The 16,105-nt window shown below is 68.9% G+C and carries 17 protein-coding genes; 9 read left to right on the forward strand and 8 right to left on the reverse strand.

Features of this window, described 5'->3' with window-relative positions; genetic code table 11:
* Positions 1 to 251: 251 nt before the first annotated feature.
* Complete coding sequence (gene dapB / locus CVV76_RS19045; RefSeq protein ID WP_102226280.1) at positions 252 to 1,061, reverse strand: 4-hydroxy-tetrahydrodipicolinate reductase; 810 nt, start codon at positions 1,059 to 1,061, stop codon at positions 252 to 254.
* 118 nt (positions 1,062 to 1,179) lie between these two features.
* Here dapB and rbfA point away from each other — a divergent pair, with 118 nt between their 5' ends.
* The 4 genes from rbfA to CVV76_RS19065 all read left to right on the forward strand — a co-directional run bounded on the left by rbfA (position 1,180) and on the right by CVV76_RS19065 (position 4,165).
* Positions 1,180 to 1,629, forward strand: a complete 450-nt coding sequence (gene rbfA, locus CVV76_RS19050; protein WP_199178654.1) for a 30S ribosome-binding factor RbfA — start codon at positions 1,180 to 1,182, stop codon at positions 1,627 to 1,629.
* A gap of 101 nt (positions 1,630 to 1,730) precedes the next feature.
* A complete protein-coding gene (locus tag CVV76_RS19055; protein WP_102226322.1) occupies positions 1,731 to 2,453 on the forward strand; it encodes a phosphodiester glycosidase family protein in 723 nt (240 codons plus the stop codon).
* Positions 2,454 to 2,614: 161 nt separating this feature from the next.
* On the forward strand, positions 2,615 to 3,523 hold the full coding sequence (truB, locus tag CVV76_RS19060) for a tRNA pseudouridine(55) synthase TruB (RefSeq protein WP_102226281.1): 909 nt from the start codon (positions 2,615 to 2,617) through the stop codon (positions 3,521 to 3,523).
* Between the two features lie 135 nt (positions 3,524 to 3,658).
* Positions 3,659 to 4,165, forward strand: coding sequence for a DUF1643 domain-containing protein (locus tag CVV76_RS19065; protein WP_102226282.1), 507 nt, complete (start codon positions 3,659 to 3,661; stop codon positions 4,163 to 4,165).
* 174 nt (positions 4,166 to 4,339) lie between these two features.
* Here CVV76_RS19065 and CVV76_RS19070 read toward each other — a convergent pair whose 3' ends face one another.
* On the reverse strand, positions 4,340 to 5,251 hold the full coding sequence (locus CVV76_RS19070) for a LysR family transcriptional regulator (RefSeq protein ID WP_102226283.1): 912 nt from the start codon (positions 5,249 to 5,251) through the stop codon (positions 4,340 to 4,342).
* 98 nt (positions 5,252 to 5,349) lie between these two features.
* On the opposite strand from CVV76_RS19070, the gene CVV76_RS19075 reads away from it, so the two are divergent.
* Complete coding sequence (locus CVV76_RS19075) at positions 5,350 to 6,606, forward strand: urate hydroxylase PuuD (protein ID WP_102226284.1); 1,257 nt, start codon at positions 5,350 to 5,352, stop codon at positions 6,604 to 6,606.
* 122 nt (positions 6,607 to 6,728) lie between these two features.
* Here CVV76_RS19075 and CVV76_RS19080 read toward each other — a convergent pair whose 3' ends face one another.
* Genes CVV76_RS19080 through CVV76_RS19090 form a run of 3 tightly spaced genes read right to left on the reverse strand, consistent with a single transcriptional unit; the run spans position 6,729 to position 8,885 of the window.
* Entirely contained in the window at positions 6,729 to 7,523 is a 795-nt protein-coding gene (locus CVV76_RS19080) for an iron chelate uptake ABC transporter family permease subunit (protein ID WP_102226323.1), read from the reverse strand.
* Positions 7,516 to 8,343 carry a metal ABC transporter ATP-binding protein gene (locus CVV76_RS19085; RefSeq protein WP_102226285.1) on the reverse strand — a complete coding sequence of 276 codons (828 nt, stop codon included), beginning with the start codon at positions 8,341 to 8,343 and terminating at the stop codon, positions 7,516 to 7,518. Before CVV76_RS19085 ends, CVV76_RS19080 begins: the two co-directional genes overlap by 8 nt.
* Positions 8,340 to 8,885: a helix-turn-helix domain-containing protein gene (locus CVV76_RS19090; RefSeq protein WP_102226286.1), complete on the reverse strand. Its 546-nt coding sequence runs from the start codon at positions 8,883 to 8,885 to the stop codon at positions 8,340 to 8,342. Before CVV76_RS19090 ends, CVV76_RS19085 begins: the two co-directional genes overlap by 4 nt.
* A gap of 95 nt (positions 8,886 to 8,980) precedes the next feature.
* Here CVV76_RS19090 and CVV76_RS19095 point away from each other — a divergent pair, with 95 nt between their 5' ends.
* Positions 8,981 to 9,955 carry a zinc ABC transporter substrate-binding protein gene (locus tag CVV76_RS19095; protein ID WP_233193026.1) on the forward strand — a complete coding sequence of 325 codons (975 nt, stop codon included), beginning with the start codon at positions 8,981 to 8,983 and terminating at the stop codon, positions 9,953 to 9,955.
* A 109-nt stretch (positions 9,956 to 10,064) separates the two neighbouring features.
* Here the strand turns inward: CVV76_RS19095 and CVV76_RS19100 are convergent, their stop codons facing one another.
* The 3 genes from CVV76_RS19100 to uraH all read right to left on the reverse strand — a co-directional run bounded on the left by CVV76_RS19100 (position 10,065) and on the right by uraH (position 13,037).
* Positions 10,065 to 11,369, reverse strand: coding sequence for a UDP-glucose dehydrogenase family protein (locus CVV76_RS19100; protein WP_102226287.1), 1,305 nt, complete (start codon positions 11,367 to 11,369; stop codon positions 10,065 to 10,067).
* 89 nt (positions 11,370 to 11,458) lie between these two features.
* Positions 11,459 to 12,466 carry an NAD-dependent epimerase/dehydratase family protein gene (locus CVV76_RS19105; protein WP_102226288.1) on the reverse strand — a complete coding sequence of 336 codons (1,008 nt, stop codon included), beginning with the start codon at positions 12,464 to 12,466 and terminating at the stop codon, positions 11,459 to 11,461.
* A 211-nt stretch (positions 12,467 to 12,677) separates the two neighbouring features.
* Positions 12,678 to 13,037, reverse strand: coding sequence for a hydroxyisourate hydrolase (gene uraH, locus CVV76_RS19110; protein WP_102226289.1), 360 nt, complete (start codon positions 13,035 to 13,037; stop codon positions 12,678 to 12,680).
* A gap of 161 nt (positions 13,038 to 13,198) precedes the next feature.
* Between uraH and puuE the strand changes: the two genes are divergently transcribed.
* The 3 genes from puuE (at position 13,199) to CVV76_RS19125 (ending at position 16,048) form a co-directional block, all read left to right on the forward strand.
* The gene (puuE, locus tag CVV76_RS19115; RefSeq protein ID WP_102226290.1) at positions 13,199 to 14,614 is read left to right on the forward strand and encodes an allantoinase PuuE; all 1,416 of its coding nucleotides are present in this window, start codon (positions 13,199 to 13,201) and stop codon (positions 14,612 to 14,614) included.
* Positions 14,611 to 15,465, forward strand: coding sequence for a bifunctional allantoicase/(S)-ureidoglycine aminohydrolase (locus tag CVV76_RS19120; protein ID WP_102226291.1), 855 nt, complete (start codon positions 14,611 to 14,613; stop codon positions 15,463 to 15,465). Before puuE ends, CVV76_RS19120 begins: the two co-directional genes overlap by 4 nt.
* Positions 15,466 to 15,544: 79 nt before the next feature.
* Positions 15,545 to 16,048: an ureidoglycolate lyase gene (locus CVV76_RS19125; protein WP_102226292.1), complete on the forward strand. Its 504-nt coding sequence runs from the start codon at positions 15,545 to 15,547 to the stop codon at positions 16,046 to 16,048.
* The last annotated feature ends 57 nt before the right edge of the window (positions 16,049 to 16,105 follow it).

Here is a 16,105-nt window from a genome sequence, read left to right on the forward strand (position 1 = left end):
GGATCATGCCCTCTGTCAGAGGCGCCGATCCGGCCCGGTGCGCAACGAAGCCGCAGGGCCAGCGCCGGCCCGTCCCATCACGCCGAAGGCGTGCCTTCGGTACGACGGACGGGCTGGCGCATTGTCACCCGCGCGTGGCGCTCGGTGGAGGGAGAGGTGTTGCAGCATGAAGCACCTACCCGAACCGAAGTAAGCGCCGCCTCATGGGCCGGCGCTGGCCCTGCTTGCGTGAACGCCCCCGTGCCCGCGCCCTACAGCCCGAGCACGTCCATCATGTCGTATTCGCCCGGGCCCTTGTCCTGTGCCCAGATCGCGGCCTTCACCGCCCCTCGGGCGAAGATCGCCCGGTCGGTCGCGATATGCGACAGCACGATCCGCTCACCCGTGCCGGCAAAGATCACTTCGTGCTCGCCCACGATGTCGCCACCGCGCACCGCCGAAAAGCCGATGTGCCCGCGCTCCCGTGCCCCGGTGATGCCGTCGCGGCCCCGGTCCGACACCGCGTCCAGGTCGATGCCGCGCCCCTCGGCCGCGGCCTCGCCCAGCATCAGTGCGGTGCCGGACGGCGCGTCGACCTTGTGGCGGTGATGGGCCTCGACGATCTCGATGTCGAAATCGTCGTCCAGGGCGGCGGCCACCTTCTTCGTCAGCTGCACCAGCAGGTTGACGCCAAGGCTCATGTTGCCCGCCCGCACGATCGGCGCGTGCCGCGCGGCCAGCGCCAGCTTGCCCAGGTCATCGGCCGACAGCCCGGTCGTGCCGACCACGTGCACCGCGCGGGCCTGCGCCGCCAGCTTGGCAAACCCGACGGTCGCCGCCGGCGCGGTGAAGTCGATGACCGCCTGCGCCCCGGAAAACGCCTCGAGCGCGTCATCGGTCACGGTGACACCCACTGCCGCCCCGCCCATCGCCTCGCCCACGTCGCGGCCGATCCAGGCGTGGCCCTCGCGCTCGATACAGCCCGCCAGCCGGGCCTTGTCGCTTTCCAGCACGGTGCGGATCAGCATCTGACCCATCCGCCCCGACGCCCCGGTAATGACGATCCCCGGCTTATCGCTCATCGCACGCTCCTTCACGCTTTGCCCGAGGCCATAGCGGTTTCCGCGCGCCTTGGCAAAGCTTCGTCACCCCGGACGGGACTTGCAGAGCATGGTTGCGGGAACGCCGCAAAGCGCCTAGATGGGCGCCATGGCAAGCAACCGCTTCAACTCGGCCTCGGGCCCCTCTCAACGCCAGCTCCGCGTGGGCGAGCTCATCCGGCGCACCCTGTCGGACGTGCTGATGCGCGGCGACCTGCACGACCCGGAACTGTCGCGCCTGTCGATCACGGTAGGCGAGGTGCGCTGTTCCCCCGACCTCAAGGTCGCCACGGCCTTCATCATGCCGCTCGGCGGGCACGGCGTGGACGAGGCTCTGTCGGGCCTGCGCCGCCACCGCAAGGAGCTGCGCCACCTCGTGTCGCGCGAGATGACGCTGAAATACGCGCCGGAGCTCCGGTTCGAGATCGACCAGACCTTCGACCAGATGGACGAGACCCGGCGGCTGTTTTCCGACGAAACGGTGCGGCGCGACATCGCCGCCCCCGAAGACGACAGCCCCGAGAACGAAGCGCCGGGCGACCGGGACTGATGTCCCTCCGCCGGATCGACCTGCGCTCCAGGCTGTTCGGCGGCAGGCGCCCGCTCTTCCTTCTGCTGGGCTACCTCGCCTCCGTCCTGGGGTCGGCCACGATGTCAGCCACGGCGGCGGCCACGGGCGGCGGCCCCTGCCAGGACATCACCTACCAGGGCACCGGCTACACCCTCTGCACGATCCACGCGGGCGACGACCTCCGGATCTGGCAGAATCAGCCCGGCGGCACCCCCTTCGGCAGCTTCGAGCAGGTGAATTCCGTGCTGAAACCCGAGGGGGAGCGGCTCGCCTTCGCGATGAACGGCGGCATGTACCACCCCGATCGGCAGCCCGTGGGCTTGACCATCGTCGGCGGCAAGGAGGTGCACCCGATCGTCACCACCGCAGGGCCGGGCAATTTCGGCATGCTTCCGAACGGCGTGTTCTGCATCGGCAGCGGCAAGGACGCCGGCTTCTCGGTGGTCGAAAGCCGCCGCTTCTCCAAGTCTCCGCCCGCCTGCGGCTATGCCACGCAATCGGGGCCGATGCTGGTGATCGACGGCGCCCTGCACCCCCGGTTCATGGCGGATTCGGATTCCACCCACATCCGCAACGGCGTGGGCGTCAGCGCCGACGGCCGGACCGCGGTCTTCGCGATCTCGGACGGCGCCGTCACCTTCCATGATTTCGCCAGCCTCTTCCTCGACAAGCTGAAGATGCCGAACGCGCTTTACCTCGACGGCTCGATCTCGCGGCTCTACGCCCCGGGCCTCGGGCGCGAGGACATCGGCCTGCCGCTCGGCCCGATCATCGGACTGGTGACCCCCGCGCAGCCCCGGTAGCGAGCGGTCGAACACACCCGACGCCCCGCACCCCGCCCCGCACCCCGCCCCGCAGGTCTCCGCCCTGCCGAACCCGAACGTCACCGCGCCCGCTAGATGCTTGACGCCCCCCGCCCCGCCGGGCTAGCAGGCGGCCTCTCGCAGACGACGGACGGACACACATGGGACGCAAGCGCAAGGGCCGCGACATCTCGGGCTGGCTGGTGGTCGACAAGCCCGCGGGCGTGACCTCGACTTCGGTGGTCAACAAGGTCCGCTGGGCCCTCGACGCGAAGAAGGCGGGCCATGCCGGCACGCTCGACCCCGCCGCGACCGGTGTCCTGGCGGTGGCGCTCGGCGAGGCGACGAAGACCGTGCCCTACATCACCGACGCACTGAAATGCTACCGCTTCGTGGTCACCTTCGGCGCCGCGACCACCACCGACGACGCCGAGGGCACTGTGACCGAAACCTCCACCACCCGCCCCACGGATGACGAGATCCGCGCGGCCCTCGCCCCCTTCCGGGGCGAGATCGAACAGGTCCCGCCGCAATTCTCGGCGGTCAAGGTGGATGGCGAGCGCGCTTACGACCTCGCCCGCGAAGGCGAACGGATGGACCTCGCCCCGCGCCCGCTTTGGGTCGAGAGCCTCGAATTGATCGCCCGCCCCGACGCCGACCACGCCGAGCTGGAGATGGTCTGCGGCAAGGGCGGCTACGTCCGCGCCATCGCCCGCGACCTCGGGCAGGCGCTGGGGTGCCTCGGCCACGTCCAGTGGCTGCGCCGCAGCTGGTCGGGCCCGTTCGACGCGGACACCGGCCTGTCGCTCGACCGGATCGACGAGATGGCGAAGACAGAGGCGCTCGACACCCACCTCCTGCCGCTGGAAACCGGTCTCGCCGACCTTCCCGAACTGAAGGCCACCCCCGAGGGCGCTGCCCGCCTGCGCAACGGCAACCCCGGCATGGTGCTGCCCGCCTCCGGCGTCGAATACGGCGACGAGGCCTGGGCCAGCTTCGAAGGCCGCCCTCTCGCTGTCGGCAGCTACCGCGGCGGCGAACTGCACCCCAGCCGCGTCTTCAACCTCTGACCCGGGCGCCGCAGCCCACCCTCTCTTGCCGAAATACGCCGGGATCCCGGGACGCGCCCACGGCGCGCCCCGCCCTACGCTGCCCTTCCACGGAACACGCTTGCACCGCCGCGCCCGCCGGGCCAAGACATCGGCATGATCACCCGCACCCACCTCAAGGGCGACGCCCCCTCGACCGCCGTCTATTCCGACTGCGAACGCTACCGCTACCTGCTGACCCGCACCTGGGACCCGGACGGCACGAAGGCGCTTTTCGTCATGCTCAACCCCTCGACCGCGACCGAGGTGCAGAACGACCCCACGGTCGAACGCTGCGAACGCCGCGCCCGGGCCTTGGGGTTCGGCGCCTTCCGGGTGTGCAACATCTTCGCCTGGCGCGATACCGACCCGAGGAAGATGCGTGCCGCCACCGACCCGGTCGGCCCCGGGAACGACGCCGCGATCCTGGAAAGCGCCGCCTGGGCCGACCGCATCGTCTGCGCCTGGGGCAGCCACGGCGAACACCTCGACCGCGGCCGCGCCGTCGAAGCGCTGCTGCGCGGAACAGGCCTGCCGCTGCACCACCTCGGCCTGACCAAGGGCGGGCAGCCGAAGCACCCGCTCTACATCGGCTACGACCGCCAGCCGGAGCCGTGGATCTAGACGCTGCATCCGCGGGGCTTTCACCCCCCGCACCCACCGCATCCGCGGGGGTTTCACACCCCCGCACCCCCGTGGGATATTTCCACTCAGAAGAAAGGAATGCCCTCCTCGTCTTTCTGCTCGAAAATATCCCGGGGGTGCAGGGGGCAGCGCCCCCGCTCTGCCACCGCGGCCCTACGCCGCTGCCGCGACGGCGGCCTTGCAGCGCGCCACCATGAAGTCGACGAAAAGGCGGATCTTCGGGTCCCTGAACCGTCGGTGCGGTGTCAGGCACGACAATTGCACCGGCAGCGGCGGCGTCGCCACGGCCACCGGGACGAGGCGACCGGCGCGCAGATGCTCGGCCACCTCGAAGACCGGCTTCATCACGATCCCCCGCCCGTCGAGCGCCCACCCGGTCAGCACGTCGCCGTCATCCGATTCGAACGGCCCCCCGATCTCGTACCGGCGGGGGCCCTCGGCGGTCTGCAATGTCCACTGGAATTCCCGGGCGCCGGGAAAGCGCAGGTTGAGGCAATCGTGCCCGTCCCCGACCAGCGCCGCGCCATCCGCCGGCATCCCCCGCGCCGCGATGTAGTCCGGTGCGGCGCAAAGCACGCGGGGGCAGTCGGCGATCACCCGCACCTTCAGCGTGCTGTCCTCGAGGATCCCCAGGTGGAACGCCACGTCCAGTCCTTCGCCCGTCACGTCGATCGTGCGGTCCGACAGGCGCAGGCGCACGTCGATCTCGGGATAGCTGTCCTTGAAGGCCGGCACGTCGGGCGCGATCAGCCGCCGCCCGATCCCCAGCGGCGCCGCGACATAGACCGTGCCGCGCGGATTCTGCGTGGCGTCCACCACGGCCGCCTCGGCCTCGTCGATCGCCTCGAGAATCCGCTGCGCACCCTCGTAGAAGGTGCGTCCATGCTCGGTCGGCGTCAGGCTGCGGGTGGTGCGGTTGAACAGCCGCACGCCCAGGTGCTTTTCCATCTCCGCCACCCGGGCCGAGGCGACGGCGGGCGAGGTGCGCTGATCGCGTGCCGCCGCACTCATGCTGCCCAATTCGTAGACACGGACGAACATCCGCACGTTGTTGACGTAAGCCATGGCGATTTTTCGGGCCGCTTTGAAAGTCCTCTGACATTTGCAGCATTAACAAGAATACACACGACGGGATAGCGTTCCGCCAAACGGGGAAGGAACGCGTGATGGACTGGACGATACTCGAGGAATGGCTGCAATTCGCGGTGCGCTGGTTCCACGTCATCGCGGGGATCGCCTGGATCGGCTCGTCCTTCTACTTCATCGCGCTAGACCTCGGGCTTCGGCGCGACACGCCCCTTGCCACCGGCGCCGACGGCGAGGAATGGCAGGTCCACGGCGGTGGCTTCTACCATATCCAGAAATACATGGTCGCGCCCGAGGCCCTGCCCCAGCACCTGACCTGGTTCAAGTGGGAGGCCTACACGACCTGGCTCACCGGCTTCCTGATGATGGTGCTGGTCTATTACATGGGCGCGGGCATCTACCTCGTCGATCCGCAGGTGCTGAACATCCCCGTCTGGGTGGCGATCTGCATCTCGCTCGGCTCCCTGATCCTCGGCTGGATCCTCTATGATCTGATCTGCAAGTCGCGCTTCGGCGACGACAACACGCGGCTGATGATCGGGCTCTACGTGATCCTGGTCGCGATGGCCTGGGGCTATACCCACGTGTTCTCGGGACGGGCGGCGCTCCTGCATCTCGGTGCGTTCACGGCGACGATCATGTCGGCCAACGTCTTCATGATCATCATCCCGAACCAGAAGATCGTGGTGGCCGACCTGCGCGCCGGCCGCACGCCCGATGCCAAGTACGGCAAGATCGCCAAGCAGCGCTCGACCCACAACAACTACCTGACGCTGCCGGTGCTGTTCCTGATGCTGTCGAACCACTACCCGCTGGCCTTCGCGACGCAGTGGAACTGGCTGATCGCAAGCCTCGTGTTCCTGATGGGGGTGACGATCCGGCACTTCTTCAACACCTACCACCAGACGAAACGGAAACTCTGGTGGACCTGGGTGGCGACCGCGGTGATCTTCGCGATCATCGTCTGGCTCTCGGCCGCCCCGCTCCGCTCCGAAGAAGTACAGAACGAAGCGGCCCTGCCCCCCGCGGCACAGCGCTTCGCCCAGGCGCCGGGATTTCAGGACGTGACCGACATCGTCAGCGGCAATTGCTCCATGTGCCACTCCACCCAGGCCGCAGAGAACGGGATCGTGGCCCGCGCGCCCAAGAACGTGCTGCTGGAAACCCCAGCCGAGATCGCGCAGGAGGCGCACCGGATCTACATCCAGGCGGGCGTGACCCACGCCATGCCCCCGGGCAGCTACAACTACATGGACCCGGCCGACCGCGCGAAGATTGTTGCCTGGTACAAGGCGGCGAAGGCGGGCGAGACAGCCCAGCCGCAGGGCGGATGACCTGCGGCGGAGCTGGGGGTTTCACACCCCCAGACCCCCGTGGGATATTTCCGCTCAGAAGAAGACACGCCCCTCCCTTCTTCTGAGCGGAAATATCCCGGGGGTGCGGGGGCTGGCCCCCGCTAACCGCGCCGCAACATACCGCCAAGGCCCGCGGACAGGATGAAGACCGCGGCCGCGGCGACCACGATCGACGGCCCGGCGGGCGTGTCGAAGTGGAATGACCCCCAGAGACCAACGAGGACCGCCAGCACACCGATGAGCGCCGCGAAGAGGGCCATGGTCTCGGGAGTGCGGGAAAGGCTGCGGGCGGCGGCGGCCGGCACGATCAGCATCGCCGCGATCAGGAGCGCGCCGACCACCTTGATCGCCACTGCGACCACGACGGCCAGCGCCAGCGTCAGCACCAGCCCCTCGCGCGCCGGGTTGATGCCCGAGGCCTGCGCCAGATCCTCGCTGATCGTCGCGGTGAGCAGCCCCGACCAGCGCCAGGCGAGCCCTGAAAGCACCAGCGCCGCGCCGCACCAGACGAGGATCACGTCGCGCCAGGACACCGCGAGGATGTCGCCGAAAAGGTAGCTTTGCAGGTCGACCCGGACGCCCGGCACGAAGCTGATGGCGACGAGGCCGAGCGCCAGCGCGGTATGGGCCAGCACCCCCAGCATCGTGTCCGCGGCCCAGCCTCTTCCTGACAATGCCGATACTGTCAGCGCCATCAGGAGCGCCATGCTCAGCGTACCGACGTAGATCGAGACCGAGAAGCCGAGGGCCAGCGCGACGCCGAGGATCGCCGCATGGGCCGTCGCGTCGCCGAAGAACGCCATCCGGCGCCAGACCACGAAGCAGCCGAGCGGCCCCGCCGCCAGTGCCAGCCCCAGCCCCGCCAGGACCGCGCGCAGGAGGAACGGCTCAAGCATGGTCGCGGGCTCCATGGCCGTGTTCGGGGTCATGATCATGGTCCTGCCCGCGATCATGGTCTGGATCATGTCCTGTATCATGGCCCGGGCCGTGCCCGTGGTCGTGCGCATGGTCGTGCGCGTGATCGTGGTCGTGCTGGTAGAGCGCCAGCGCGCCGCGGGTGCCGACACCGAAGAGCGCGCGGTATTCCGGCGCGTTCGACACCACGTGCGGCGTGCCCTGGCAGCAGACATGATGGTTGAGGCAGATCACCCGGTCGGAGGCGCTCATCACCACGTGCAGGTCGTGGCTGACCATCAGGATGGCGCAGCCCATCTCGGTCCGGACCTCCTCGATCAGCTTGTAGAACGCGGCCTCCCCAGGCTGGTCGAGGCCCTGCGTCGGCTCGTCCAGGATCAGCAACTCGGGCCGGGCGAGAAGCGCCCGGGCAAGCAGCACGCGCTGCATCTGACCACCCGAGAGGCCCACCAGCTGGCGCGCCTCCATGCCGGCCATGCCGACACGCGCCAGCACCCGGGCGGCCTCGCCCGCCGCGTGGCCATGCGGCAGCGACAGGAAGCGGCGCACTGTCAGCGGCAGCCCGCGGTCGATGTGCAGCTTCTGCGGCACATAGCCCAGCCGCAACCCGGTCTTGCGGGTGATCCGGCCAGAGGCCAGCGGCTGAATGCCCAGCAGCGCCCGCAGGAGCGTCGACTTGCCCGAGCCGTTCGGGCCGACCACGGTGACGATCTCGCCCGGCTCCAGCGACAGGCTGACGTCTTCGAGTACCGCGTCGCCGCCGAAGCGCACGGTCAGGGATTGCGCGTCGAGCAGGCTCATGCCGGGGTGGTCTCGTCCGCAGAGGCGGCGCCTTCGTCGGCCTGGCAGGCGGGGCAGAGACCCACCGCCTCGATATTGGCGCGGCGGATGGCAAAGCCCACCTCCTGCGCCGCGCCGACAAGGGCGCCGTGCACCTCGGCCCCCGGCGCCTCGGCCACTGTGTTGCAGCCCGAGCAGATCAGGAACACCGGGCTGTGCGGCTCGCCCGAGTGGACGCAGGCGGTGAAGGCGTTAAGCCGCCGGATACGGTGCGCGAACCCCTGGTCGACGAGGAAATCGAGCGCGCGGTAGGCCACCGGCGGCTGCTTGCCGAAGCCCTCGGCCGCCAGCCGGTCGAGCACCTCGTAAGCGCCGAGCGCCCTGTGTTCCTCGAGCAGGATCTCAAGTGTGCGGCGGCGTACCGGGGTCAGGCGCAGGCCGCGCTGGTCGCTCAGCGTTTCGGCGCGGCTCAGCGCGTCCTCGGCGCAATGGGCGTGGTCGTGGCGGTGAAAGACGATGCCGGGATCTGCGGGATCGCCGGACGGCGCTGGGATCTTGGGCATGGGGCTCGCTCGAAAGTTATGATATTACGTCTCTTGACGTGTTACCATATAACATACGATGTAAGGGCCGTAGCGACAACCCCGGAGATCTTTTGATGACCTGCGCAAATCCGAAGGGCCTGATGCTGGCCGCCACCCTGACCCTGCTTGCCGGCGCGGCCCAAGCCGAGGTGCCCAATGTCGTGACCGACATTCCGCCCGTCGGGTCCCTGGTAAGCCAGGTGATGGGCGATCTCGGCAAACCCGTCGTGCTGACCGGCAAGGGCGCCGATCCGCATGATTTCCAGATGCGGCCCTCGCAGGCCTCGGCACTGTCCAAGGCCGACATCGTGTTCTGGATCGGGCCCGAGCTGACGCCCTGGCTAGACCACGCGCTCAAGGGCGTCGGCGCCGAAGGGCGGGCCGTGGCGCTGTTGCATGCGAAGGGCACCACACAGCTCAGCTATGCCGTGGGCGAGGGCGACCCGGGCGCGGAAGGGAACCACAACGACAAGAGTCAGAAGGACGAGGGCCACAAGGACGGGGGTCACGATCACGAAGGCCACGATCAAGAAGGGCTGAACCCGCATGCCTGGCTCGACCCGGACAACGCGCAGGTCTGGCTGAAGCTGATCGCGGCGGATCTTTCGGCGAAGGATCCGGCCCATGCGGCCACCTATGACGCAAACGCCGCGGCGGCCGCGAAGGCGATCGCGGCGGCGGACACGGCGGCGAAGGCGACCCTGACTCCGGTGCGCGGCGCGCCGATCGTCGTCTTTCACGACGCCTTCGGCTATTTTGCCCGGCACTACGGCCTGAACGTCGCCGGCTCGGTCGCCGAGGGCGATGCGGCGACCCCGGGCGCGAAGCGGCTTGCCGACATCCACGACATGCTCGACCGCACCGGTGCGGTCTGCGTCTTCCCCGAGGACAACCACGATCCGAAGCTGGTCGAGGCGGTGGTTTCGGGAACGAAGGCGAAGATCGGCGCCCCGCTGGACCCCGCCGGAACGTCGCAGCCGATGGGGCCGGATCTCTACGAGACGCTGATCGAGCGACTGGCGCACCAAGTGGCCGATTGCGCCGGGTGACCGGCGCAGAGCCGATGGGCGCAGAGCTGACGGACGCAGAGCAGGGGGGCCGTCTGCCCCCCTGCACCCCCCGAGGATATTTCCGCTCAGAAGAAGGGGCGGCGGGCGATTACCGTCCGACGCCGATATAGGCCTCGAAGCCCGCGCGCCTGGCGTCCTTCTCGGAGTAGATGTTGCGCAGGTCGGCCATCCGGGCCGTCGCCATTCCGCCCGCCAGCCGCTTGAGGTCGAGGGCGCGGAATTCGTTCCACTCGGTCAGCAGGATCACCACATCCGCCCCGGCGGCGGCATCGTAGGCGTCGTCAACCCAGCTGACCCCCGGCAGGAGCGCCTCGCCCTCCTTGCGGCCCTGCGGGTCGACCACCTTGACCCGGGCGCCGCCGCCCACCAGCGCCGGAACGATCGTCAGCGACGGCCCCTCGCGCATGTCGTCGGTGTTGGGCTTGAACGTCACCCCCAGCACCGCCACGGTCTTGCCGTTCACCGTACCGCCGCAGAGATCGACGATGCGGTCTATCATCCGCCGCTTGACCTCTTCGTTCACCGCAATCACCGTCTCGACGATGCGCACCGGCGAGGCATGATCCTGCCCGATCCGGGCAAGGGCGTTGGTATCCTTGGGGAAGCACGAGCCGCCGTAGCCCGGGCCCGCGTGCAGGAACTTGTTGCCGATCCGGCCGTCGAGGCCCATGCCCTTCGACACCGCCTTGACGTCGGCGCCGACGCGTTCGCACAGCGCCGCGATCTCGTTGATGAAGGTGATCTTGGTGGCCAGGAAGGCGTTGGCCGCGTACTTGATCATCTCGGCCGATTCCAGGTCGGTGAAGACGATCGGGAAGTCGCGCAGGAAGAGCGGGCGGTAGATGTCGCCCATGACCTCGCGTGCGCGCTCCGACTCGACCCCGACGACCACGCGGTCGGGGCGCATGAAATCGTCGATCGCCGCGCCTTCGCGCAGGAATTCGGGGTTCGAGGCGACATCGAAGCCGGCCGCGGGATTGGCCGCGGCGATCACCTTCTCGACCGCGCGGTTGGTGCCCACCGGCACCGTCGATTTGGTGACGATTACCGAATACCCGGTGAGGGCGGCCGCGATCTCTTCGGCCGCGGCCATCACATAGGTCAGGTCTGCATGGCCATCGCCGCGCCGGGTGGGCGTGCCGACCGCGATGAACACCGCCTCGGCCCCGTCGACCGCCGCCGCCAGATCGGTCGTGAAGGTCAGTCGCCCCGCCTCGACGTTGCGGGCGAGGACCTCGTCGAGGCCCGGCTCGTAGATCGGGACCTCACCGGCCTCTAGCATCTCGATCTTGGCGGGATTCTTGTCGACACAGACCACGTCGTGCCCGAAATCCGAGAAACACACCCCGGACACGAGGCCCACGTAGCCCGTACCGATCATCGCGATCTTCATCCGAAAGCTCCCAAATTCACTGTCCACCCAAGGGAATGCGCGACCGCGCCGCGCAAGTCAATTCCGCCGTCGCTGCGGCGCGGCATGATTCAGGCGTTGTAGCGCGCGCGGTACCATGTGACGAACTCGGCGACCCCCTCGGTCACCTCCGTGCGCGGAAGCGCGCCGACCAGCGCCTCCAGCAGCCGCGTCTCGGCCCAGGTCGCGGGCACGTCGCCGGGCTGCATCTCCATGAAGTTCGGGATCGCCGCGCGGCCGGTCGCGGCCTCGATCGCCGCGATGAAATCCATCAGCTTCACCGGCTGGCCGTTGCCGATGTTCACCACCCGCCACGGTGCCACCGGCGACAGACTGTCGAACGTGCCCGCGGGCGCACCGGTAACGGGCGGCACCTCCATCAGCCGTCGGATCCCGAGGACGAGATCCTCGACATAGGTGAAGTCGCGCATCATCTCGCCGTGGTTGTAGATGTCGATCGGCTCTCCGGCGAGGATCGCCTTCGTGAACTTGAAAAGTGCCATGTCCGGCCGCCCCCAGGGCCCGTAGACGGTGAAGAAGCGGAACATCGTCGTGGGAATGCCGAAGAGATGTGCATAGGAATGCGCCATCGCCTCGTTCGCCTTCTTGGTGGCGGCATAGAACGACATCTGCGCATCGGCCTTGTCGGTCTCGGCATAGGGCATCTTCTCGTTGGCGCCGAAGACCGAGGAGGTGGAGGCCAGCATCAGGTGCGCGGGGGTATGGGCGCGGGCGGCCTCGAGCACCTCGAAGGTGCCGATCAGGTTGGCATCGACATAGGAGCGCGGCGCCTCGATCGAGTAGCGCACCCCGGCCTGGGCGGCGAGATGGACGATGACATCGGGCGCCGCTTCGGCCACCGTCTCCATCACCCGGCCCCTGTCTTCGAGCATGGCGGTCACCTGCCGGAAGCCGGGCCGCTGCTCGAGGATCTCCAGCCGGGCGCGTTTCAGCGCGGGGTCGTAGTAATCCGTCATCCCGTCGAAGCCGGTCACCTCGAAGCCTTCGTCAAGCAGTAGGCGGCAGAGGTGGAAACCGATGAACCCGGCCGACCCGGTGACGAGAATGCTGCGTGCCATGACGGCCCCCCTGCTGATGCGGCGCCACATTGGCGGCGTGCTCAGGTGGGGTCAACCGACCGAAGGGCGCTCCACCAACGACAGACCGGCGCGAGGCCGACCGGGCGGTGCCTGCGCAAGGGCCCGCCCCGGCCGCGGGCACGGCATCATCCTGTGGTGCCCGGTTCCTGTCGTGTCCGCTTTTCCCCTCGTGCGCCGGGCCGACGGCGCTCTAGCTGCCCCTGTAGGTCGAATAGCCGTAGGGCGAGAGCAGAAGCGGCACGTGGTAATGGCTGTCGGCATCGGTGACGCCGAAGCGGATCGGCACCGCATCGAGGAACAGCCGCTCCCCCACCGCCTGGCCGGTCGCGCGCAGGTAGGTACCGGTAAAGAACACCAGCTCGTAATCCGCGGCGCGCATGCTGCCCCGCGGCAGCAACGGCGCGTCGGTGCGGCCGTCGGCATTGGTCACCGCCTCGGCCACCTTGTGCGGCCCCCCCTCGTCCAGCCGGAACAGCGCCAGCGGCACGCCCCCGGCCGGAACGCCCCGGGCGGTATCCAGAACATGCGTCGTCAGATAACCTTCGGCCATGGGAAAGCCTCCTGTCGGCGATCAATCCTTGCGCATCCTAGCCACGAACGGCCCAGCGATGCGACCCGGCAGCTGGCCGGTAGGACCTTCTGCGATATTTTGAAAATATCTTGGCATGATGCCACGGTAGACAGGGAATGTCAGCAAGACGAGGACCGATCATGAACCGCTACCCCCGCGACATGCTGGGCCACGGCCCCACCCCACCCGACGCGGGCTGGCCAGGCGGCGCCAGGATCGCCGTGCAGATCGTGCTGAACTACGAGGAGGGGGGCGAGAACTGCATCCTTCACGGCGACGCCGCCTCCGAGGCCTTCCTGTCCGACATCGCCGGCGCCGCCATGTGGCCGGGCCAGCGCCACTGGAACATGGAATCGATCTACGAATACGGCGCGCGGGCAGGCTTCTGGCGGCTGCACCGCCTGTTCACTTCCCTGGGCATCCCGCTGACGATCTACGGCGTCGCCACCGCCCTCGCCCGCTCGCCCGAACAGGTCGCCGCGATGCAGGACGCGGGATGGGAGATCGCCTCGCACGGGTTCAAGTGGGTCGAGCACAAGGACATGCCCGAGGAAGAGGAACGCGCCGCCATCGCCGAGGCGATCCGCCTGCACACCGAGGTGACGGGCGAACGCCCGCTCGGCTGGTACACCGGGCGCTGCTCGGCCAACACCGTGCGGCTGGTGACCGAGGCGGGGGGCTTTGCCTACATCTCCGACACCTACGATGACGACCTCCCCTACTGGATCGAGCACGGCGACCGCGACCAGCTGATCATCCCCTACACGCTGGAAGCCAACGACATGCGCTTCGCCACCTCGCCCGGCTGGATCACCGGCGACCAGTTCGAGCGTTACCTGAAGGATGCCTTCGACACGCTCTACGCGGAAGGAGAGGCCGGCGGCGCGAAGATGATGTCGATCGGCCTGCACAATCGCCTGATCGGCCGCCCGGGCAAGATGGCCGGGCTGAAGCGCTTCCTCGAGTACGCGCAGGCGCATCAGGGCGTCTGGTTCCCCCGCCGCATCGACGTGGCGCGCCATTGGGCCGAACATCACCCCCATACGCGGTTCGAGCGCCCCTCGCGCATGTCGCGCGACACCTTCGTCGCGCGCTTCGGGGGCATCTTCGAACACTCCCCCTGGATTGCCGAACGCGCCTTCGCGCTGGAGCTCGGCCCGGCGCATGACACCGCGGTCGGGGTGCACAGCGCGCTGGCCCGCATGTTCCGCGCCGCCACGCCCGAGGAACGCCTCGGCGTCCTCAAGGCCCACCCCGACCTAGCCGGCAAGCTGGCGCAGGCGAAACGTCTGACCGCCGAATCGACCGGCGAACAGGCCAGTGCCGGCCTCGACGCCCTGACCGACGCCGAACGCGCCCGGTTCGGGGATCTGAACGCCAAATACATGGAAAAGCACGGCTTTCCCTTTATCATCGCGGTCCGCGACCACGACAAGGCGGGCATCCTTTCCGCCTTCGAACGCCGCCTCGCCAATCCCACCGACGCCGAGCTTCCGGAGGCCTGCAAACAGGTCGAACGGATCGCGCTCCTGCGTCTCAAGGACCTCCTGCCATGACCAGCTACACCGGCCCGATCGACGGCCTGCCGCCGCAAACCGCGCTTCACACCGGCCGCGCGGTATTCACCGAGGCCTATGCCGTCCTCCCCCGCGGGGTGATGCGCGACATCGTCACCTCGTTCCTCCCCGGCTGGTCCGACACCCGCGCCTGGATCATCGCACGACCGCTCTCGGGCTTCGCCGAGACCTTCTCGCATTACATCCTCGAGATCGCCCCGGGCGGCGGCTCCGACACCCCGGAACCCGAGACCGGCGCGCAGGGCGTGCTCTTCGTCACCGGGGGCCACGTCACCCTCACCCTCGGGGCCACGGCGCATGATCTGGCGGCGGGCGGCTACGCCTACCTGCCCCCCGGCAGCGACTGGCGCCTTCACGCCACGGGCGACACCCCCGCCACGCTCCACTGGATCCGCAAGCTCTACGAACCCGCCCCGGGCATCGCACGGCCCGAGGCCTTCGTCACCTCGGACGCCGAAACCCCGCTCAGCCCGATGCCGGGGACCGAGGGCCGCTGGGCCACCACCCGCTTCGTCGACCCCGCGGATCTGCGCCACGACATGCATGTCAACATCGTCACCTTCGAACCGGGCGCCACCATCCCGTTCGAGGAAACCCACGTGATGGAACACGGCCTCTACGTGCTCGAGGGCAAGGCGGTCTACCGCCTCAACCGCGACTGGGTCGAGGTCGAGGCCGGCGATTACATGTGGCTCCGTGCCTTCTGCCCGCAGGCCTGCTACGCCGCCGGCCCCGGCCGCTTCCGCTACCTGCTCTACAAGGACATCAACCGCCACGCGAACCTCCGCGGGCCCGGGGCCTTCGGGCGCGCATCCGGAGCCGCCGGATGACCCGCCCCTTTCTTCTGAGCGGAAATATCCCGGGGGGTCCGGGGGGCTGGCCCCCCGGCCTCGCCGCAGGCGCCACCGCATGACCCGCACGATCCGCGCCACCGCCCTGACCCGGCCCGCCTTCGCCCCCTTCGGCGAGGTGCTCGACACCAACGGCCCGCATGACAAGCTGATCAACCAGGGTCTCTGCGGCCGCTGGCACGACCGGGCGACGCTCGACTTCGGCCCCGGGGGACGTGCGGGGATCTCGCTCTTCCGGGCGGAGCCGCGCGCGCTTCCCTACCGGCTCGAGATGGTCGAGCGGCACCCCGAGGGCAGCCAGGCCTTCCTGCCGATGAGCGAACACCCATTCCTCGTCATCGTCGCACCGGACGAGGGGGGCACACCCGGCACGCCGCAGGCCTTCCTCACCGCCCCCGGGCAGGGGATCAACCTGCACCGCGGCGCCTGGCACGGGGTGCTGACACCGCTGCATGCGCCGGGGCTCTTCGCCGTGGTCGACCGCATCGGCGATACCCCCAACCTGCAGGAACACTGGTTCGATGCGCCCTACACAATCGTTCTCTCTGACCTCGCCCCCTGACCTCGCCCCCCTGACCTCGCCCCCCCGGGCCCAACCCGGCGGCCGGACCACCCGCCG

This window comes from Acidimangrovimonas sediminis, from assembly GCF_002871005.1.
GTDB lineage: Bacteria > Pseudomonadota > Alphaproteobacteria > Rhodobacterales > Rhodobacteraceae > Acidimangrovimonas > Acidimangrovimonas sediminis.

Coding starts and splice junctions, on each gene's coding strand:
- dapB (WP_102226280.1), bottom strand. CDS start 1,061: ATGAGCGATAAGCCGGGGATCGTCATTACCGGGGCGTCGGGGCGGATG.
- rbfA (WP_199178654.1), top strand. CDS start 1,180: ATGGGCGCCATGGCAAGCAACCGCTTCAACTCGGCCTCGGGCCCCTCT.
- CVV76_RS19055 (WP_102226322.1), top strand. CDS start 1,731: ATGTCAGCCACGGCGGCGGCCACGGGCGGCGGCCCCTGCCAGGACATC.
- truB (WP_102226281.1), top strand. CDS start 2,615: ATGGGACGCAAGCGCAAGGGCCGCGACATCTCGGGCTGGCTGGTGGTC.
- CVV76_RS19065 (WP_102226282.1), top strand. CDS start 3,659: ATGATCACCCGCACCCACCTCAAGGGCGACGCCCCCTCGACCGCCGTC.
- CVV76_RS19070 (WP_102226283.1), bottom strand. CDS start 5,251: ATGGCTTACGTCAACAACGTGCGGATGTTCGTCCGTGTCTACGAATTG.
- CVV76_RS19080 (WP_102226323.1), bottom strand. CDS start 7,523: ATGCTTGAGCCGTTCCTCCTGCGCGCGGTCCTGGCGGGGCTGGGGCTG.
- CVV76_RS19085 (WP_102226285.1), bottom strand. CDS start 8,343: ATGAGCCTGCTCGACGCGCAATCCCTGACCGTGCGCTTCGGCGGCGAC.
- CVV76_RS19090 (WP_102226286.1), bottom strand. CDS start 8,885: ATGCCCAAGATCCCAGCGCCGTCCGGCGATCCCGCAGATCCCGGCATC.
- CVV76_RS19095 (WP_233193026.1), top strand. CDS start 8,981: ATGACCTGCGCAAATCCGAAGGGCCTGATGCTGGCCGCCACCCTGACC.
- CVV76_RS19100 (WP_102226287.1), bottom strand. CDS start 11,369: ATGAAGATCGCGATGATCGGTACGGGCTACGTGGGCCTCGTGTCCGGG.
- CVV76_RS19105 (WP_102226288.1), bottom strand. CDS start 12,466: ATGGCACGCAGCATTCTCGTCACCGGGTCGGCCGGGTTCATCGGTTTC.
- uraH (WP_102226289.1), bottom strand. CDS start 13,037: ATGGCCGAAGGTTATCTGACGACGCATGTTCTGGATACCGCCCGGGGC.
- puuE (WP_102226290.1), top strand. CDS start 13,199: ATGAACCGCTACCCCCGCGACATGCTGGGCCACGGCCCCACCCCACCC.
- CVV76_RS19120 (WP_102226291.1), top strand. CDS start 14,611: ATGACCAGCTACACCGGCCCGATCGACGGCCTGCCGCCGCAAACCGCG.
- CVV76_RS19125 (WP_102226292.1), top strand. CDS start 15,545: ATGACCCGCACGATCCGCGCCACCGCCCTGACCCGGCCCGCCTTCGCC.